This is a genomic window from Subdoligranulum sp. DSM 23681, assembly GCF_057005535.1.
Map to the genome: position 1 here is coordinate 757634 of NZ_CM168050.1, position 17445 is coordinate 775078.

Genomic DNA, 17445 nt, shown 5'->3' on the forward strand with positions numbered 1-17445 from the left:
GTGTGAATGGATGGAAAGGGTGGTTCCCTTATTCGGTGGACGTATGGTCGGTTCCCACAAAAAACTCCGCCAGGTTCTGGTATTCCGGGTCGGAGGAAACCGGTTCCGGTTCTTCGGCCTCCCTGCGGCGGCGGCGATACCACAGCAGCAGGAACAGGCCCAGGAGCACGGCCCCCACCCCGCCGATCCACAGCAGGATGCGGGCGATGGGCGAAACCGCGCCTTCGGTCTGGGGAACGCTGAGGGCGAAACGCCCCATCTCGCTGGTCTTGATGTAGGCCATACCGCCCGAACGGCGGGCCGTGAACTGGGTCAGGGTCCCGTCATCGTTGATGCGGCTGACGGTGACCACACCGTTCTGGTATTCGGCAGGTATGGCGAATCCCAGTTCCACCTCGCCTGAAGGCCGGACCGTATCCCCGTCCAGGGTCAGCTGTGCTTCATACACCAGGGCGATATTCTGGCCCAGGCTGCTCCGGACCGAGGTCTGGTCGCTGCGGGTGGGTTCCACCTGCTTGACGCTGAGCAATGCGCCTTCCGGGACCACGCCGGTCTGTGCCGAAAGGACCGTGTTGCTGGCGCTTTCCCGCAGCACCACGTCCGAGTAGGACGGTCCGTCGTCCACGCTGTTGTAGGTGCGGCGGCTGGTCAGGCGGTCGGTCACGGTATTCTGTACGGGTTCGGAATCGGGATTCTCGGTGGGCTGGGGCTCCGGCTTGCGGACGGTGTAGGTGGCCGACTGTACCGTGCTCTCATCCAGCTTGTCACTGACGGCGATGGCCTTGATGGTCACCGCACGGGTGATGGTGATGGGGGCCACATACATGGTCAGTTCCTTCACATTGTCCGCCGTGGGTTCGGTGCCGTCGGTGGAATAGTAGATGACCGCGTCCTGGGTGGCACTGGTGATGGTGACGGTGGTGCCGGTATCGATCTCCCCGGAAGGAACGCTGAACACCGGGGCCGCCACCTGGCCCGCACGGGTGTAGCGGAATTCCGCCACCGCGCTGGGCGCTTTGTTTTCCACCACGGCCATGGCCCGCAGCACGGTGGTCGCCGCCCCGGACACGTCAATGGGCGTGCTGTAGATGGCGGAGGAGGTGCTGGGGGTGCTGCCGTCGGTGGTGTAGTAGATGGTGCCTTCCTTGGCGGTGAGGGTCACGGTCGCTCCGTCAAACACCACCGCCCCCGTGGGGATGCTGGCGGTGGGTGCGGCAGCCTGGGGCTGGAACCGGTAGGTGAAGGTCTTGACCTGACCGCCGTCTCCGCCGTTGGTCACCACGATGGCCCGCACGGTCACGGTGCCGTCCGGTGTGCCGGACAGGGTGAAGCCGCTGCCCTCAACGGTGGAGGAGGAACCGGCCGCCCACTCATAGGTGGTGTAGTTTTTGCCGGTGCCGTCGGAAAACACATTGGTGACCTGGGGCGTGGAGCCGTCCAGGGTGTAGAAGATGCGGCCATTGGTGATGGCGGTGCTCAGGGTGACGGCGGTGTTGTCGGCAATGACCGAACCGCTGTCCACCGAGATGTTCAGGTAATCCTCCTCCGCACAGATGGTGTAGCCCAAGGAGACCGTATCGCTGGGGGTATACCCGTCCCGCTGGATGTAGGCCCGCACCGTCAGGGTGGTGCCGTAGCTGCCGTCCAGGTTGACGGTGCTGCCGTACAGCTTTTCGCTGTCGGCTGCCTTGGGGTCGGAACCGTCCAGGGTATAGACCACGGTGCCCTCCCCGGACAGTTCCATCCGGGTTCCCTTGGGCACCACGCTGCCGCTGGGCAGGGAGGGTGTGGGGGCGTCCGCGGTGGGCGCCACCGTGTAGTGATAGGTGGTGACGATGCTTTCCACATTGCTGCGCACCGCCACGGCCCGGATCCAGACTTCCTGGGTGATGGAGATGGGTTCGGTGTAGCCCAGGTCCTTGTTGACCACCGGCACATCCCCGTCAGCGGGGGCGGAGGTATAGACCTTGTAGAAGATCTGGGCGTCCTCGGTGGCACAGCTCAGGGTGACGGCGGTGCCGTATTCCACCGAGCTTCCGTCCACCGGGCTGGCATAGACTGCCTGGACCGGGGCCGGGGGCTGGTAGCTGATGGTCACCACATCACTGGCGGCCCGGGAACCGTCCGTCACCACGGCAACCGCCCGCAGGGTCAGGAAGGTGGTGATGGTCTTGGGCATGGTGATGCCTTCCGCCGCGTCATAGGGAATGGTGGAGGGTTCACTGTAGCGGGTGCTGCCCACGGTATACCAGCGCAGGCCTTTGGCGTCGGTTCCGCGGCTGGATTCCGCTGCGGCGCTCCAGCCCGCGTACCATTCGGCGTAAGCCTTGTCCACGGCGTCCGTGTCGGACAGATCCGGCATGGTGGTATCTTTGGTGTAATAGATTTTGGCCCCCACCGTACCGCTGGTCAGCACAATGGTGGTGCCCGGTTCCACCACCGCCACCTGGGCGGAAGTGGTTTCAGGGCTGGAGGCAGGCGCCTCCACCTGTGCCAGACGGTAGACGTAGCTGACGGCTTCGGACACCGACGACGACGGCGCCACACGGTCCCTGTCAATGGCCAGGGCGGTCACCGTGAAGAACTGCTGGGTCTCGGTGGCGCTCATGGAGATCCCCTGCTGCACGTCATAGATACGGGTGGCAGGTTCGGTCTGCTGCACGCCGTCCCCGTCCGTGTACCAGCGGGTGCCGTCCGCATTCTGGCCCTTGTCCTCCGGGGCAGCGGCGGCATAGGCGGCATCCCAGGCATCCCGGGCGTCGTAGTTGGGCACGCTGCCGTCGGTGGTGTAATAGATGTCGGTATTGAGGGTGCTGGTGGTCAGGCTGATGCGTTCCCCGTTGGCCAGCCGGGTGGGATTGCCGGCGTCGGTGGTGGGGTTGGCGCTGGGCGCAGCCGCCTGGGGCAGCGGATTGACGGTGTAGACAAAACTGGCCAGCGGGCTGTTTTCCAGCGAATCATTCACCGAAACCGCAATGGCGTTGAGGATGAACAGTTTGGAATCGGTGTTGGGGACCTGCAGGTTTTCCGCATACCGGATGGTGCTTTCGCTGGCCGGTTCCCAGTGTCCGCCCGAGGCGGTTTCCGGGGTGGCGGCTTCCACCCAGACCACCTGGGGCTGGGTGCCGTCGGTGGTGTAGTAGATCTCGGTATCGGCCGCACCGATCAGGGCGATGCGCTCGCCGATATCCACGGCGGTGCTGCCCTGGGCGTCGGTCTGGGGCACCGACTGCGGGGTGGCCACCGTGCCGCGGATGGTGTAGGTGAAGGTGGTCTCCGCGCCGTCCAGATAGCTGGTGACGCTGCTGGGGGCCAACGCCGCCGCCCGCAGGGTGAGCTTGTCTCCGGAAGCGCCTTCCAGAAGGATGGGGTCCGGATTGGTGTAGCGGATATGATGGGTGACCTGGTCCTGGGTGTCGGTGGTGGTCCAGACCTGGCAGACCGCATAGCGATACTGGGTGCCCACATCCGACAGCACGCCGGTCTCATCGTTGAGCAGGTAACGGATGTTGGGCAGTTCGCTGCTGCTGACGCTGGTGCCGGAATCCACCACCAGGTAGCGCACCCCCTCGGTGGGGGTATCGGAATTTTCGGCCACGGTGTAGGACTCATAAGCGGCAAACACCGGAGAGTCGGCGGTGTATTCGGCATACTGGACCGACACAAAGTTGGCCAGCTCCGGCAGATTGGACACAAACTCCTGGGACAGTTCCAGGGCCACCTGCTGTCCGGGGCGGACCTGGGAACCGGAGGACACCGAGGCGGTCAGTTTGCCCGCATCCCCCAGCCGCTGCACCGTAAAACTGGCCACGCTGGACTGCACCCCGTAGCTGGGGTCATAGACGATCGCTTTGATGACCAGTTCGCTGGACAGGTTGAACTGCAGGGTGGGCGGGTTTTCGGGGTCATACCGGCGGGAATCGCTGCCGGCCACCGGGTCGCTGCCGTTGGTGGTGTAGTACAATTCATAGGGTTTGCCCTGATCGCCTGCCGAGGTGGCGTCATAGACGAACCGGAACACTTCCCCTTCCGCATACAGATGGCTGCCCACATAGGCACTGCCGTCGCTGCCGATCTGCAGTTCCGGCGGATCGGGCGCGATCAGGTTGCTTTGGGTGTAGGTCACGATGTCCGCATTGCTGGGCAGTTTGCCGGAATCGTCGGTGGGATATGCCATGGCCACCACCGTGACCATCTTGTAGTTGCCTTGGGGATACGGGATCTGGGTGCCTTTGGTGTACAGGATGCCGCCGTTGTCGGCACTGGGGTAGTCCGACGGGGACACGGTGCTGGTGTTGGTGTAGATCTGGTAATAGACCGCCACGTTTTCCTGGTCGGGCACATCGATGGTGAAGTAGTTGCCGGTGAGCTGCCCGTTGGCGTTGGGCTGGATGGTGGGCTTGAGTACCGCATCCCCCACCGCCACGGACTGGGTGGTCTCCACGATCAGGTCCGTGCCCTTGTTCTGGTAAGTGCCGCTTGCCTGCCGGACGGTGACGGACACTTCCCCGGTATCCAGACTGGTATATTCCACCAGGCTGGGGTCCGCCTGCGCCAGAAGCTTCAGGACGGAGGTGGGCTGGCCTTCCACCTGGCCGTTGTCCACGGTCCACTGGCCGGTCACAACGATATTGCTCTTGGGTTCCAGGCCGCCATCCGCGGGATAGTCGTCCAGCGCTGCCAGATACAGGCTGCCGCTGGCTTCGGTCACGTTGTAGCCGGCCACACTGCTGGCCGCCAGGTCCCCGGCACCGGTCTGCCGCATCCACAGGCAGAGTTTGCCTTCCTGCAAGGCCTTGACCTGCTGGGCGTTGAGGGTGACGGTGGAGGCATCCGCCCCCAGGCTCTGCCATCCGCCGGAGGGCGCCGGTTCGGCACTGTCGGCGGTGATGGTCAGCTGATACTGCCGGTTGGCGTCCCCGGCGGGGAACTCCAGCCGGTACGCCGCCGAGGAGGTGGTGTCCAGCTGGGCGGTGTTCCGGGTGCCGGCCACCGACTGCATGGTGACCTGTTCATCCGCTGCAGAAGGCACCGGCAGGTCGTTCACGGTAACGGCCACCTCCGAGGTCCAGGTAACGGTCTCGGTGCCGCCGCCCTCCGTCTTGCTGAAGGTGAAGTCCTGCGCGACCCTGACCGTTGCCGCGCCCGCCTGTGCCGCCGTATAGATCTTCTTGCCGCTGGGCGAACCGCTGTCGGTCAGGATGTTGGTTTCGGCACAGGTATAGGTGGTCTGGATGGTGGGTTTTCCCGTGCAGCCCTCCGGCGCGGCGGGTTCCCGGGACTGTTTCAGGGTCAGTTCCAGCTGCTGGCCGGGGACCAGTGATGCCTGCACCTTTTCTCCCGCCGCGGTGGGGGTGACATCCCGCTTGGCGGATTCGGGGGTGGCGAAGGCCGCCACCTGAATGGTGGTCTGCGCCGTGGGAACCAGCGTTTCCTCTCCCGGCTTCACCCCCTGCACGCTCAGGGTGGCAGAGATTGTCAGGGTGGTGCCGGCCGGTTCGGCGGGGTCTACGGTCAGGACGCCGTTATCGTCGATTTTGGTTCCGTCCTTCACGCTGCCGCCGGTAGCGGATACCGTCCATTCGATGGCATCGGTGCCGCTGCCGGTGAAATACCGCTGGATCCGGACGCCGAAATCCACCGAACCGCCCTGCTGTACCGAAGATACGGACGCAGGCGTCAGGATGGTGAGGTTGGCCGGACGGATGGTGATGGTGCTGGTATCGCTCTTGCCGCTGGCAGTGGCTTTCAGGGTCAGGTCCCCGAAATACCCCTCGGCCACGGTCAGTTTGCCGGCAGCGTCGATGCTGGCTGCCGGGGTACCCCCGTTCATGGGCACATTCACCAGTTCCCAGCTGACGGGGGTATTTTCGGCGGTGAGGTTGGTGCCCGTCACCTTGGCATAGAACTGATAGCTGCCGCCGCTGTAATAGGTCTGGCTGCCGGGTTCGATGTCATTGCCGGTGGTGCGGCTTTCCCGGATATCCACCGACGCCACCGAAGGAACATACCCCTTCTCCGCCGTGGGTGCGGCGGGGGTGGCATTTTTCCCCTGCAGGCTGGCCTGCAGGGTGTATTCCCAGGTGGTCTGCCCGGAACGGACGGTGATCGGTTCTTTCTGGGAGACGGTGACCTTGACATCCCGGTTGTTGTCATCGTGCTCCATGGTGATCTGGGGGACCTGGTACATCCAGGAAAGGCCCAGGCGGCCGTTGCTTTCGATCAGCCAGGTGGTGCCGTCTCCCACCAGCGTCTGCTCCGCCTCACTCAGGGCGTTCTGTCCGGTGGTCGTATGGTCGGGCGTGAAAAGGCCGCCGTTCTTCATGGTCGTGCCGTTGTACGCAAAGCATCTGGTAACAAAGACGCTGCTGCCCGACCGGGCATAGGCCAGACCGGTGGTTCCCCGGTTGTTGCTGTTGAGTTGAAATCCGTCCACCGGGGTGTTTTCCGGTGCGGTGGTTTCGGCAATGTCATGGGAATAGACCGTCATCCCATCCATGACACAGTTGTCGATCATGGTGTTGCTGGTGATCTCCCCCACCAGGGCGGCTGCCTGCCCTATGCTGTTTTCCTGCCAGTCGGGGTTGGAATGATAGTTTCTGATCTCGCAGGAGGTGACCATGCAGTTGGTGATGGAGTTGTTGTTCGTATAGCCGATCAGGCCGGCGGTGCGCAGCTTGGCCTCATTGCCGGAGTCCACCATGCGCCAGCCCTGCACGTTGATTCCCACATAGCACTGGTCCACGATGCCCCCGTTGGAGCCGCCGCACAGGCCGCCCACATTGGCATCCTGGGTCTGCCACCGGTTGACGACGGCCCGGAAGGTGCCGCCTGTGGGTCCAGCCATCACGGCCACTCGCCGGATCTCGGAATTTTCATTGGTCAGGCCCGCCAGCACACCGATGTGAATGGCCGCCTTGTCGGTTTCGTTGCCCGCACTGATCTTCATCGAAGTCAGGGAGGTGCCGTTTACCATACCGTCCACCCGGATGATCAGGTTCTCCACCTTGCCGCCGCTGTTCAGTGTGCCAAACAGCCCGATCTGGGCCTGATTCGACGCAGTGGGGCGGAACACGCTGCCGTTGGCCAGGGTGATGGTGTGGCCCTGCCCGTCCAGCGTGCCGCTGAAATTTGCCTTGGAAGGGATCTCACCTGTCAGGGTGATGTCCGCCCCCAGCACCACGGTCCCGGTCTCGGGGCCGCTCCTGGCAAATGCCTTCCACTCCGCCTCGGAGGAAATGGTCACAGGGTCTGCCGCGTAGGCGGTGGTCAGCGGAAGCACCGCCGCCAGTTCCGCCGGGACCAGCACCGGCAGCATGAACAGCGCCAGCAGCAGGCTCAGCATTCGTTGCCAGATCTTTTTCATCCCTGCATACTCCTTTCCTGCGGATAGATTGCGTCCAGTCTGGGCGGGAAGGCTTTTCCCTCTTTTTCGTATTCCCGGCGGGCCGCCCGGACCACCAGGTCCATGGTCACCGGTGCCTGTGCTGCCGCGGCCAGACAGGCCGCATACACCGCGCAGGACCGGATGCCGGCGCCGGACAGTTCCAGCTGTGCCGCCAGCAGTTCCCGGTCCAGGCCTTCCACCGGCGTCCGGGGCGGGAAGGCCGCCTGCCACAGACGCAGGCGCTGGGATTCATCGGGCAGGGTGAAATGCACCATGAACCCGATGCGGCGGCGGAAGGCTTCATCAAAATTCTGCAGCAGGTTGGTGGCCAGCAGGATGATGCCGTCATACTGTTCGGTCCGCTGCAGAAGATAGGCGATCTCGGCGTTGGAATACCGGTCCTGGGCGTCGGAGGCGTCCGACCGGCGGGCAAACAGGGCATCTGCCTCGTCAAAGAAGAGCACACAGTCGCCCCGGCTGGCCCCATCGAAGATGCGGCCGATATTTTTCTGGGTTTCCCCGATGTATTTGCTGATCAGTTGGGACAGGTCCACCCGGTACAGTTCCAGGCCCAGCTCATTGGCCACCACGCCGGCGGCCATGGTCTTGCCGGTGCCGGAAGCGCCGTAAAACAGAGCGGTGATCCCCCGGCCGGCCCCGGATTTGTGTCCGAAGCCCCAGTCGCCGTACACGGTGCCCCGGACCCGGGCGAAGGTGCAGATCTCCCGCAGCTGGCGTTCCGCCGGCGCCGAGACCACCAGGTCGGCAAAGCGGTAGCCGGTGGCCAGCTTCTGGGCACCGGTGCGCAGGGCGGCACCGTTTTCCTCCCGCAGCGCCTGCAGGAAGGCGGATTCCTTCTTCTCGCCGCACAGGGCCCGGGCTTCGGCCCGCCCGCAGGCAGCCAGCAGCCGGCCCACTGCGGGGCGGCAGACCCGGGCAGCCTGGGCCCACACGGCCGCCGCGTCCTTTCCGCAGCGGTCTTCCACCGCCCGCACACTGTCCGCCGGGGTCATGGGCTGCACCGTGCAGCACAGGACCGTCCGGGCCGGTGCCGGCCCTTCCAGCCCCTGCTCGGGGGCGGTGTACAGCGCCAGGGACAATCCGGCCAGTTCCGGCCATGCGCTCCGGGCGTTGACGGCACAGGGAAGCGCGTTGTAAATGCGGCTGTATACTTCCAGATCGGCGGCGGACAACGCGTCCGGCGTTTCCAGAAGCAGCAGGGAAAATCCCTGGCGGACCGCCAGCTGTTCCAGCAGGAACCGCCGGCCGCTGCCGTCGGGACCGCACAGCACCACGGCTGCGGTATCCGCCGGCTGTTGGGTGCGGGTCAGGGCCTGCACAAACCGCTCCATCCGTTCCAGAACCTCCTGGGAATGGTAGAGGGTGTCCGGCGTTCCCAGGACCAGACGGGCCCCCGGCCCCGGCCGGGGCGTGCGCTGCAAAAGAAAATCCACCGCCGCCGGGTGCAGACAGCCGCCATCGGCGCCGGGGACAAACAAACCTGCCGTTCCCTGCCAGAAATCCTGACCGAAACCGGCCAGCAGCGAGGCGGCCTGGGCCCGACCGGGCAGAGGCTTGCCTTCGGCCAGACAGGCAATGCAGACATAGAGAAGCAGGGTCTCCGCCCGGGTAAGGCCCCAGGCATCCCGCAGGTGGGCCGCCGGCAAAAAGCACTGCGCGCCCTGTTCCAGTTCGGCCAGAGCGCGCAGCTCCGCGGAAGCGCTGCCGCGCTGCGCGGCACGTCCGGCGGCGCATACAGCCTCCATGTACTGTTCAGTTGTCACGGCGGTCGGTGTTGGCATTGGGGTTTGTCTCCTCGGTACCCGTCATGGCACGCGCTTCGGCCGCACGCTGGGCACGGCGGTCCCGCACGCGGCGGTAATATTCGAACATTTTGGCCTTCTGCAGGTCAAAGGCAATGTTGATCTTGCGGAAAAACAGCTGGCTCTGGGTCTGTTTGCGGGCCAGCAGCGCCCCCAGCGTGTCCTGCCGGCGGGAAAGTTCCCGCTCCTGCAGGCGCAGGGCCGCCACCGCCGCCCCGTCCCCTTCCCGGAGTTTGCGGCGGATCTGCTGCTCCAGGCGTTTCTTTTCCTGCCGTCCTTCCTCCCGGTCCCTGGCTTCGCTGCGTTCCAGGAAGGGCATGGTCTTGCGCAGGGTCTCCAGGTTGATCCGCTTGAGATACGGGGCGATGGACTGTTCGGACCAGGGCTTGTTTTCCGCCTTGTACAGCAGCACGGTGCTGTTGCGCCAGCGGCGGGAACTGTACGCCATATTCTGGGTGCCGCTTTTCAGCGCCCGCATCTGCTGGGTCTCCTTCATGCGGTGCTGGTATTCCGAGGCCGCCGTATCGAAGATGGAGGTCTTGATGTTGGCAAACAGAAAGCTCTGTCCCCGGCCCGGGTGGTATCCCATCTGGATGCGGCCGTACAGGGTGTCCATCTTCCACAGCCGGTCACAGCCGTAAAACTCCGGAACCGCCCGGTCCTGCTCGTAGCCTTCGATCCTCTTGTGCTCCTCGAACCGGGTGGTGGTGAGATGCTGCGGCGCGCTCAGCCGCGCAGCGGTTTCCCGGGCATCTTCCCGGGCGGAAGTCGCCTTCTGCACAGCCACGGCCCCATCCCTCCTTTTCCGCTGTTTGCTTTATTTTACAAAAATCGCCGAAACCCGTTAACTGTCCAAAAGTATAGGTTTCGGCGATTTTTATAATTTTTTTCTACAAAAGCCCTTGTTTTTTGGCCTCAGCAACAGCCGCCGTCCGGTTGGCTGCTCCCAGTTTTTCGCACAGGTTGTGGATATGGAACTTGGCCGTGGGCAGCTTGACGCTGAGGGTATCGCATATTTCCCGGTTGGTCTTGCCCTGGGCCAGCAGGTGCATGACCTGCACTTCCGTGCGGGTGAGCTCCGGCGGGTCCGCCTCCTTGGTGACGGGCTGGTACAGCGCCGGATGCAGAAGCGACATCTGCCGCGCGGCTTCCACACATTTGCGCCAGAAAGGCAGCTGCTCTTCGGGCAGAGGGTCTTCCCGGGCACAGCGGTCCAGCAGGGCCAGCATGGCGGCGCCGCGGTCGGCAAACAGGCGCACATACCCGTAAGGCTGGGCCAGGTCCAGGGCACTGCGCACCTTGCCGGCAGCCGCGGTCCCATCCCCCATCCGTTCGCAGGCCAGAGCCCCGTCCAGCAGATACTCAATGCGGTCAATGGGGCGGCAGTCGCCTTCGATCATATGCAGAAGGTCCTCGGTAAGCATGGCCGCTTCCCGGAAGCGTCCCAGCGCCAGATAGGCCTGGGCTTTGGTGTGCACCACATAGGCATTGTCCGGACAGCAGCGGTCCAGTTCCACTCCGTCATACCGGTCCAGCCACTGTTCCACCTGGTCCAGACGTCCCCGGCCGATATCCAGGCGGGTGATCAGGGCCTCGGCGTTGGGCAGCAGCCAGTCCGCACCGGCTTCCCGCAGGGAGTCCGCCATGCGGCCCGCCAGTTCTTCCGGCTGTTTGGCGGCCGGGTCCAGGCGATGGAGCTGGATGGTCACGGCCAGACCGGCAAACCGGATCTCCGGGTCCGGGGAGGATTTGGCGGCCGACACCTGCAGGGCCGCGTTGTTGATGTCATTTTTCAGGTACAGCAGTTCGGCGCAGGCCGCCGCCGCGGCGCCTTCCCCGCCATGGGGCAGAAGCGCCCCCAGCATGGGCCGCACGATGCTGCTGACCGCCCGCCAGTTGCGCCCCCACTGGGACAGGTCCTTGGCGCCGCTGAGCACGCTGGGACGTCCGGCGGTGGCGCTGAGCACCACCTGGGGGGTCTGGCCGTGCAGTTCGTTGTACAGAACAGAGAGGGTCAGCAGCAGCTGGGCGTTATCGATCCCCCGTTTGAGAAGGGATGCCGCACTGAGAAGGTTGTCCAGCTTCCGGCGCTCGGGGGTGTTCTCCCGGCTGCGCTCCCGCAGGGATGTGAGAACGGAAAAACCGCGGCGCACCTCTTCACGGTCACCGCGGCCGGCCCCCAGCTGGATCCGGCGCACACTCAGAAGCGGCATGCGCAGATACAGCTCTTCCGGCAGGGTCCCCAGGACCTGGGCGGCGCGCTTGCGTTCCGGCCAGGGCAGTCGCTGTACGTCGGTGCATTCCAGAAGAGCGGCGGCTTCGGTCCATTCTTCCTGTTTTGCATATTCTTCCAATTGATCCATAAACATTCCGCTCTTTTCCATCTCCGACCTCCTGACTGCGTCCGCCGTACTTTTGCGCGGCAGCCATACCACGGCTGTCTGTGCCGCCTCCGGCCAGGACCCGTCCTGGTCGAAAAACCGACTGTTTTTTCCAATATATCACAAAAGAAAATCTTTGCCATCACCCATTCAGGGGGGTAAAACGGGCCGTATACGGCGGGTTGGCCGCCGCAGGACCTTCTACTGAAAATGCATAAAAAATACCGCGGGGCACCCTGTTCCGGGTACCCCGCGGCACGGAAATATACAGAAGAATCCTTCCTGCAAAGCGCAGAAAATGCGTTGCTTACTGCAGCATATACTGCTTGAGATCCTGGCGCTGGCTGACGTTGAGCTTTTGCAGCACCAGAGAAATATAGTGTTTGACCGTGTTGGGGGAGATGTTCATGTGCTCCCCGATCTCCTGGTTGGTCCAGCCCCGGGCCGCCAGCATGGCCACGGCGAATTCGGTGGTGGTCAGGTTGTCCGCCACATCATGTCCGGTGACCGGGTTGTGGATGCGGCGCCACCCCGCCGAGAAGCGATAGGTGATGTTGATGATGCGCTTGAAATCCTCCGGCCAGTCTTTCTTGATAACGGCTTCCAGCATGCCGCCCAGCAGGCCGTGGTGCTCGCCGAACCCTTCGATCAGGTTATCCGGTCGAGCCAGGTCCCAGGCCGCCAGCAGGTGGGTTTCCGCCTGTTCGGAGCTGCGCAGGCTCATGCAGTCCATGACCGCCACCAGATGCAGATAGATGGCCGGAATGGGACATACTTTGGGCTGCATGGCCAGCGTGGCCTCCACCACCCCCAGGCTCTTGGCATACGCCCCCTGCAGGTACAGATAGTGCGCCTGTACGTACATCGCAAAGGCACGAAGCCCCGGCGGCAGAAGCGGAAGAAAGGTTTCCGGAGCGGGGGTGGATTCCGGCAGCGGCAGGTGCAGCAGCACCATGGCCGCGGTGCCCACAAAGGCCATGGCCGCCTGCAGCTGGGGGGATACCTCCGATGCCTGGGACAGGGTGCGCTTGAGTTCCGCCAGGGTGTAGGAGGCCCGCTGGATCTGGCCCAGGGAAAGGTTGGCATAGGCATAAATCAGGCAGGCGGAAAGGCGGATCTCCGCGTCCCGGTCCATCAGGTACAGTTCCGTATCCTGGACCGCCTGCTCCGCCTGACCGCTGAAATAATGGTATTCCGCCATGGCGATATCCCGGCGCGGTCCCACCGGAAGGGACTGCACGAATTCCAGGCAGTGTCCGGGCGCAAAGGGGGTGTTCATCAGCGGCATCAGGCCGGATTCATTCCCCACCCCCGCCGCTGCCGCTTTGGGCTGCGCTGCCTTTTCCCGGCGGGGGTCCCCCGGTTTCTGCGCATCGGCCGGTATCTCCCAGGAAACGCCGAACTTGCGGGCACCCGCAATGCGCCCTTGTGCACAGTATTTCTGCACCAGCCTTTCCGAGATTTCCCATCGCTCTGCAGCCTGCCGCACTGTGATGTATTCCATGCTGTCTCCCTCCGTTACATTTTCACATGTTCCAGGTTCGCGGCTCCGCACACTTTTTCCCCCCGGAATGTGTGCGGTCCGCACCGCTTTTTTCCTCCCGCAGTACCCGAAAATTCCGCTTTTCCGGCCCCACAGAAGCCCTTTTGTCCGGGGGCCGCTCTTTCTGTTCGGAGCTGCGTATAGTTATATTGTACACCTTTTCGCCCTTTTTGGGCAAGCCGCGACAATCCGGCACCTGGGTGCAAAATCAATTTCCCGCCCGGACCACATTGCTTTTTCGCTTACCAACAAAAAACAGCCTCCGGAACCGTATTTCCGGAGGCTGTTTTCTTTGCTCTTTCTTTACCGGCGGTCCTGTTCCTCCGGGCGGGAGAAATGCAGGCGGCTCAAGGCCACATACACCCCGTCCTGGTCATTGGAGGACGTGACGAAATCGGCGGCGGCCTGCACACCGGGCACCGCATTGCCCATGGCGACCCCCAGGCCGGCCAGACGCAGCATGCCGGCGTCCACCTCGCCGTCTCCGCAGGCCACGGCCTGACTGGCGCTGAGCCCGTAATGTTCCAGCACCGCAGCGGCGGTATGCTCCTTGCACACACCGGAGGCCACCACTTCCAGATAGGTGGGGTTGGACCGCAGCACCGTCAGTTCCGGGAACTGGGGTCCCAGGCGGCGCTGCAGGTCGGTGATCGCCTGTTCCGGACCGATGCACAGCAGTTTGTGCACGCTGCCCAGGCGTTCGGCACCACTGCCCAAGGAAGCGGCCAGCGCCTCGCAGCCGGTGATGGAGGCCTCGTTGCGGATGGCCGGATGATTGGGATCCGGGGTCAGCCAGGCGTCGTACAGATAGGCGCTGAGGGCGACCTGCGGCCAGCCGTCCAGCACCGCCTGCTCAAAGCGGGCGGCGGTGGCGGCGGGGATGCCCCGGTCATACAGGATATGCTGGTCGGGCATGACCGCCAGCGCGCCGGCACAGCAGATGGCCGGTCCCTGAAAGCCCAGCTGCCGGTAGATGGGTTCCAGCCCTTTGGGCGGGCGGGCACTGGCCAGCACCACCGGCACCTTTTTGCGGTTCAGACGGCGCAGCAGGTCCCGGGTGGGTTCCGAGACGCGATGGCTGCTGTCCAGCAGGGTCCCGTCCACATCCAGAAAAACAATGGAATAATGCGGCATAAAAACTCACCCCTCGGAAGGCGCCTTGGAACCCGGTTCCAGGGATGCCAGAATAGCCTCCACATTTTTCTGGCCGCGGACGATGCTCAGGTGTACCACCATGGTCAGCACCATGAAGGCCAGCCCCAGAACGACCCCCGCAATGCCCGCGGCGATCACCCCGGCGGTGAACCCCCAGGCGGCCAGTGCCACGAAGCAGGCGGTAAACACAAACAGAATGGTGCGCCAGCCACTGATGGTGCGCAGGGCTTTTTCCTGGCGGCGCGCTTCGTCCAGTGCCTGTTTGGTTGTGAGCATGGGAAAAACCTCCTTGGTGTGATCCACACAAAAGCGGGGCGGCCGGCCGGATGCCTCCTGACCGGCCGCCCCTTTTTGAGAGATGACGGGATGCCGTTTCAGAATGGATACGGGATCAGTAGCTCAGACCCGGATCGAAGAAGCCGACCAGAACGCCGACAAACGCGATGACGACCAGCAGAAGCATGACCACGATGGGGCTCATCTTCTTCTTGCTCATCAGCCACCAGCACAGCAGCACGAACAGGGCGGACAGGATGTGGGGATAGACGGTATCCAGGGTGCTCTGCAGATCGACGATGGTCTCGCCGTTGCTGCCCACCATCTTGAAAGCGGTGCTGATGGAGACCCAGCTGGCGGTGACGCCGCCGATGACCATGGTGCCGATCATGACGATGGCTTCGCGGATGGCGTTGGCCTTGTCGCCCACCAGGAACTCCACGGCCTTGCCGCCCATTTCATAGCCCTTGAAGTAGAGCAGGCGCATGATGAGGAACATGCCGATGTTCCACACCAGGATGTAGAAGATGGCGCCCAGGGGAGAACCGCCGCCGGACAGGCTCAGGGCGATGCCCAGCAGGATGGGGATGACGGTGCCGACCACCAGGGAGTCGCCGATGCCGGCCAGGGGGCCCATCAGACCGGCGCGGATGCCGTTGATGGTCTCGCCGTCCACCGGCTCGCCGTTGGCGCGGGCTTCTTCCATGCCGGCGGTGATGCCGACGACGACCGAGCCGACCTGGGGTTCGGTGTTGAAGAAGGCGGTGTAGGTCTGCATCTTTTCGGTCTGTTCTTCGTTGGTCTCATACAGATCCTGCAGGATGGGCAGCATGGCCAGCATGTAACCGAAGGTCTGCATATGTTCCTGAGAGAAGCAGGTCAGATGGCCATAGAACCAGTTCAGGAACGACTTGTTCAATGCCTTTTTGGAAAGCTTTTTCATGGTCAGATATCCTCCTCGTCATCATCGTCCCCGGAGGCGGTGCCGACGGCCGCCGGACGCAGGGCAGCGCAACTGATCTGGTACTTGATCAGGGCGAAGAAGCCGGCCACGATGGCGCAGCCGATCAGGTTCAGGCCCATGCAGCCGCACAGGGTAAAGCCAAAGAAGAAGGTCAGGAAGTCCTTCGGGCTGGTGACGACCTGCTTGAGCAGGATCGCAACACCGACGGCCGGCAACAGAGAGCCGACAGTGAACAGGGTCTTCATGATGATGCCGTCCATGGGCAGGTAGCTCTGGATCAGCTGGACCATGTTGGAGCCGAAGTAGCAGATGATGAAGGTGGGGATGAAGGAGCACAGGATGTGGGAGATCCAGGGGAAGACCATATCCACCAGGTACAGGCTCTTCAGGTTGCCCTTTTCCACATTGCGCCAGCCGATGTGCTGCCACACCAGGTTGACGGTGGCGGTGCCGTAGAACAGCACGGTGCCCAGGGTGCCCACGGTGGAGGCCAGGGTCACGGCCATATCCTGGGCGGCGGAGGTGGCGGGGTCAAGCCCTGCAGCGCTGACATACAGCATGGCCAGAGGGATGCCGATGTAGGAGATGGCGCGCACGTCCGCAGAGACCGTGCCGCCGGGGGTGACCAGCGCGATGTAGACCAGCTGCACCGCAGCACCCAGGAAAATGCCCATGGGCACGTTGCCCAGGATCAGGCCAACGACCAGGCCGGCTACCAGCGGACGGCCCAGGGTATAGTTACCGAAGGTCGTGCCGCCCATGCCCGGCATGGACGACAGGCAGGCGCACAGGCCCAACAATGCCGCCTGAAATACATTGATCGTCATGGAAATTCCTCCTCAAGAAATGATTATTTGTAGCCGAACTGGCCGCGGAACTTCTTCCAGTTGCCAATGGCTGCTTCCTTGATGAGAGCAAACTCGATGTCGTAGCCGGCGGCCATGAGCTTTTCAAAGGCAGCGGCCTCCTCCGGGGTGACACTCTGGTTGTTGCCCAGCTTGATGGCCCCGGGACGGTCGTTGCAGGGGCCGACGATGATGGTGTGGATGCCGGGGTCAAAGGGCTGGTCCAGCAGGACCTTGGCCATATCCACCGGGTTCTTGGTGATGAGGAAGTACTGGTCCTTGCTGGCGACCACCTTGTCCTTCTTCTTCTGCCAGGCATCCAGGGTCCAGACGAAGGTCTTCTTGTCGCAGGCGTTCTTGTAGGCGGCGGACAGGATGGAGTTGTTGGCGGCGGCGTCGTTGACGGCTACCAGACCGGTGCAGGGGTATTCCAGCGCCCAGCGGGTGCAGGTCTGGCCATGGATCATACGGTCGTCGATACGAATGAAGCTGATCATAACGGGATTTCCTCCTTCTTGCTTGTATACGGGTGTAAGGGGCTCAGATGTCGTCGTCCGCGTCGGAATCCACCGCGGCGGCAAAGGGGCGGATCTGTTCGGCGGCTTCGGCCTGGATGGCGGTGACCGCTTCGTCCAGACCCATGTCCTCGGCTTCGCAGGCCGAGATGGCCATGGGCAGGTTCATGCCGCCGATGGCCCGGACTTTGTCCAGACCCACCTTGGCATCCAGCTGCTCCATCAGGCCGGTGAGGGGGGAACCGCCCATGAGGTCGGCCAGGACCAGCACCTCATCGTCGGCGGTGACGGGGGCAATGACCTGCCGGATCTCCGCCTTGAAGTCATCCTGGGTCATGCCGTCGTGGAAGGGAATGTCCAGCACATCGTCGCGCTCCCCTTCCAGCATGTTGAGCGCCGTGTGCAGGCCCGGTGCGAACTCGCCGTGGGCCACCAGCAAAAGATACCGCATTACTCATCTCTCCTTTATTTTTTTGCCTTGCGGCGGCTTTCTTTTGTTGTCTTTATTGTAGAAAATCCGGGCCGTGATCACATCTGAAGTTTGTCACGACTTGGG

General features: G+C 63.4%; 11 protein-coding genes. All 11 read right to left on the reverse strand.

Going from position 1 to position 17445, the window contains the following annotated elements:
- Positions 1 to 28 precede the first annotated feature (28 nt).
- The 11 genes from AC127K_RS03660 to AC127K_RS03710 all read right to left on the reverse strand — a co-directional run bounded on the left by AC127K_RS03660 (position 29) and on the right by AC127K_RS03710 (position 17340).
- Positions 29 to 7366: an FN3 associated domain-containing protein gene (locus AC127K_RS03660; protein ID WP_483721619.1), complete on the reverse strand. Its 7338-nt coding sequence runs from the start codon at positions 7364 to 7366 to the stop codon at positions 29 to 31.
- Entirely contained in the window at positions 7363 to 9189 is a 1827-nt protein-coding gene (locus tag AC127K_RS03665) for an ATP-binding protein (protein WP_483721620.1), read from the reverse strand. Before AC127K_RS03665 ends, AC127K_RS03660 begins: the two co-directional genes overlap by 4 nt.
- On the reverse strand, positions 9161 to 9997 hold the full coding sequence (locus AC127K_RS03670) for a hypothetical protein (RefSeq protein ID WP_483721622.1): 837 nt from the start codon (positions 9995 to 9997) through the stop codon (positions 9161 to 9163). The genes AC127K_RS03665 and AC127K_RS03670 overlap by 29 nt, the downstream gene beginning before the upstream one ends.
- Positions 9998 to 10100: 103 nt before the next feature.
- Positions 10101 to 11573 (reverse strand): helix-turn-helix transcriptional regulator, encoded by a 1473-nt coding sequence (locus AC127K_RS03675; RefSeq protein WP_483721623.1) that lies wholly within the window; start codon positions 11571 to 11573, stop codon positions 10101 to 10103.
- Positions 11574 to 11898: 325 nt separating this feature from the next.
- On the reverse strand, positions 11899 to 13095 hold the full coding sequence (locus tag AC127K_RS03680) for a LuxR C-terminal-related transcriptional regulator (protein ID WP_483721624.1): 1197 nt from the start codon (positions 13093 to 13095) through the stop codon (positions 11899 to 11901).
- A gap of 342 nt (positions 13096 to 13437) precedes the next feature.
- Positions 13438 to 14268, reverse strand: a complete 831-nt coding sequence (locus AC127K_RS03685) for a Cof-type HAD-IIB family hydrolase (protein WP_483721625.1) — start codon at positions 14266 to 14268, stop codon at positions 13438 to 13440.
- A gap of 6 nt (positions 14269 to 14274) precedes the next feature.
- Positions 14275 to 14565 (reverse strand): hypothetical protein, encoded by a 291-nt coding sequence (locus AC127K_RS03690; RefSeq protein WP_483721626.1) that lies wholly within the window; start codon positions 14563 to 14565, stop codon positions 14275 to 14277.
- Between the two features lie 115 nt (positions 14566 to 14680).
- Positions 14681 to 15508, reverse strand: coding sequence for a PTS system mannose/fructose/sorbose family transporter subunit IID (locus tag AC127K_RS03695; protein WP_366776578.1), 828 nt, complete (start codon positions 15506 to 15508; stop codon positions 14681 to 14683).
- A 2-nt stretch (positions 15509 to 15510) separates the two neighbouring features.
- Entirely contained in the window at positions 15511 to 16356 is an 846-nt protein-coding gene (locus AC127K_RS03700; RefSeq protein ID WP_294538462.1) for a PTS mannose/fructose/sorbose/N-acetylgalactosamine transporter subunit IIC, read from the reverse strand.
- A 23-nt stretch (positions 16357 to 16379) separates the two neighbouring features.
- Positions 16380 to 16871 carry a PTS sugar transporter subunit IIB gene (locus AC127K_RS03705; RefSeq protein WP_204648031.1) on the reverse strand — a complete coding sequence of 164 codons (492 nt, stop codon included), beginning with the start codon at positions 16869 to 16871 and terminating at the stop codon, positions 16380 to 16382.
- 43 nt (positions 16872 to 16914) lie between these two features.
- Positions 16915 to 17340, reverse strand: a complete 426-nt coding sequence (locus AC127K_RS03710; RefSeq protein ID WP_294538459.1) for a PTS sugar transporter subunit IIA — start codon at positions 17338 to 17340, stop codon at positions 16915 to 16917.
- Positions 17341 to 17445 lie beyond the last annotated feature (105 nt).

What these genes read in the sequence shown, in the direction of transcription:
- AC127K_RS03660 (WP_483721619.1), bottom strand. Translation starts at nt 7,366, where the DNA reads ATGAAAAAGATCTGGCAACGAATGCTGAGCCTGCTGCTGGCGCTGTTC.
- AC127K_RS03665 (WP_483721620.1), bottom strand. Translation starts at nt 9,189, where the DNA reads ATGCCAACACCGACCGCCGTGACAACTGAACAGTACATGGAGGCTGTA.
- AC127K_RS03675 (WP_483721623.1), bottom strand. Translation starts at nt 11,573, where the DNA reads ATGGATCAATTGGAAGAATATGCAAAACAGGAAGAATGGACCGAAGCC.
- AC127K_RS03680 (WP_483721624.1), bottom strand. Translation starts at nt 13,095, where the DNA reads ATGGAATACATCACAGTGCGGCAGGCTGCAGAGCGATGGGAAATCTCG.
- AC127K_RS03685 (WP_483721625.1), bottom strand. Translation starts at nt 14,268, where the DNA reads ATGCCGCATTATTCCATTGTTTTTCTGGATGTGGACGGGACCCTGCTG.
- AC127K_RS03690 (WP_483721626.1), bottom strand. Translation starts at nt 14,565, where the DNA reads ATGCTCACAACCAAACAGGCACTGGACGAAGCGCGCCGCCAGGAAAAA.
- AC127K_RS03695 (WP_366776578.1), bottom strand. Translation starts at nt 15,508, where the DNA reads ATGAAAAAGCTTTCCAAAAAGGCATTGAACAAGTCGTTCCTGAACTGG.
- AC127K_RS03700 (WP_294538462.1), bottom strand. Translation starts at nt 16,356, where the DNA reads ATGACGATCAATGTATTTCAGGCGGCATTGTTGGGCCTGTGCGCCTGC.
- AC127K_RS03705 (WP_204648031.1), bottom strand. Translation starts at nt 16,871, where the DNA reads ATGATCAGCTTCATTCGTATCGACGACCGTATGATCCATGGCCAGACC.
- AC127K_RS03710 (WP_294538459.1), bottom strand. Translation starts at nt 17,340, where the DNA reads ATGCGGTATCTTTTGCTGGTGGCCCACGGCGAGTTCGCACCGGGCCTG.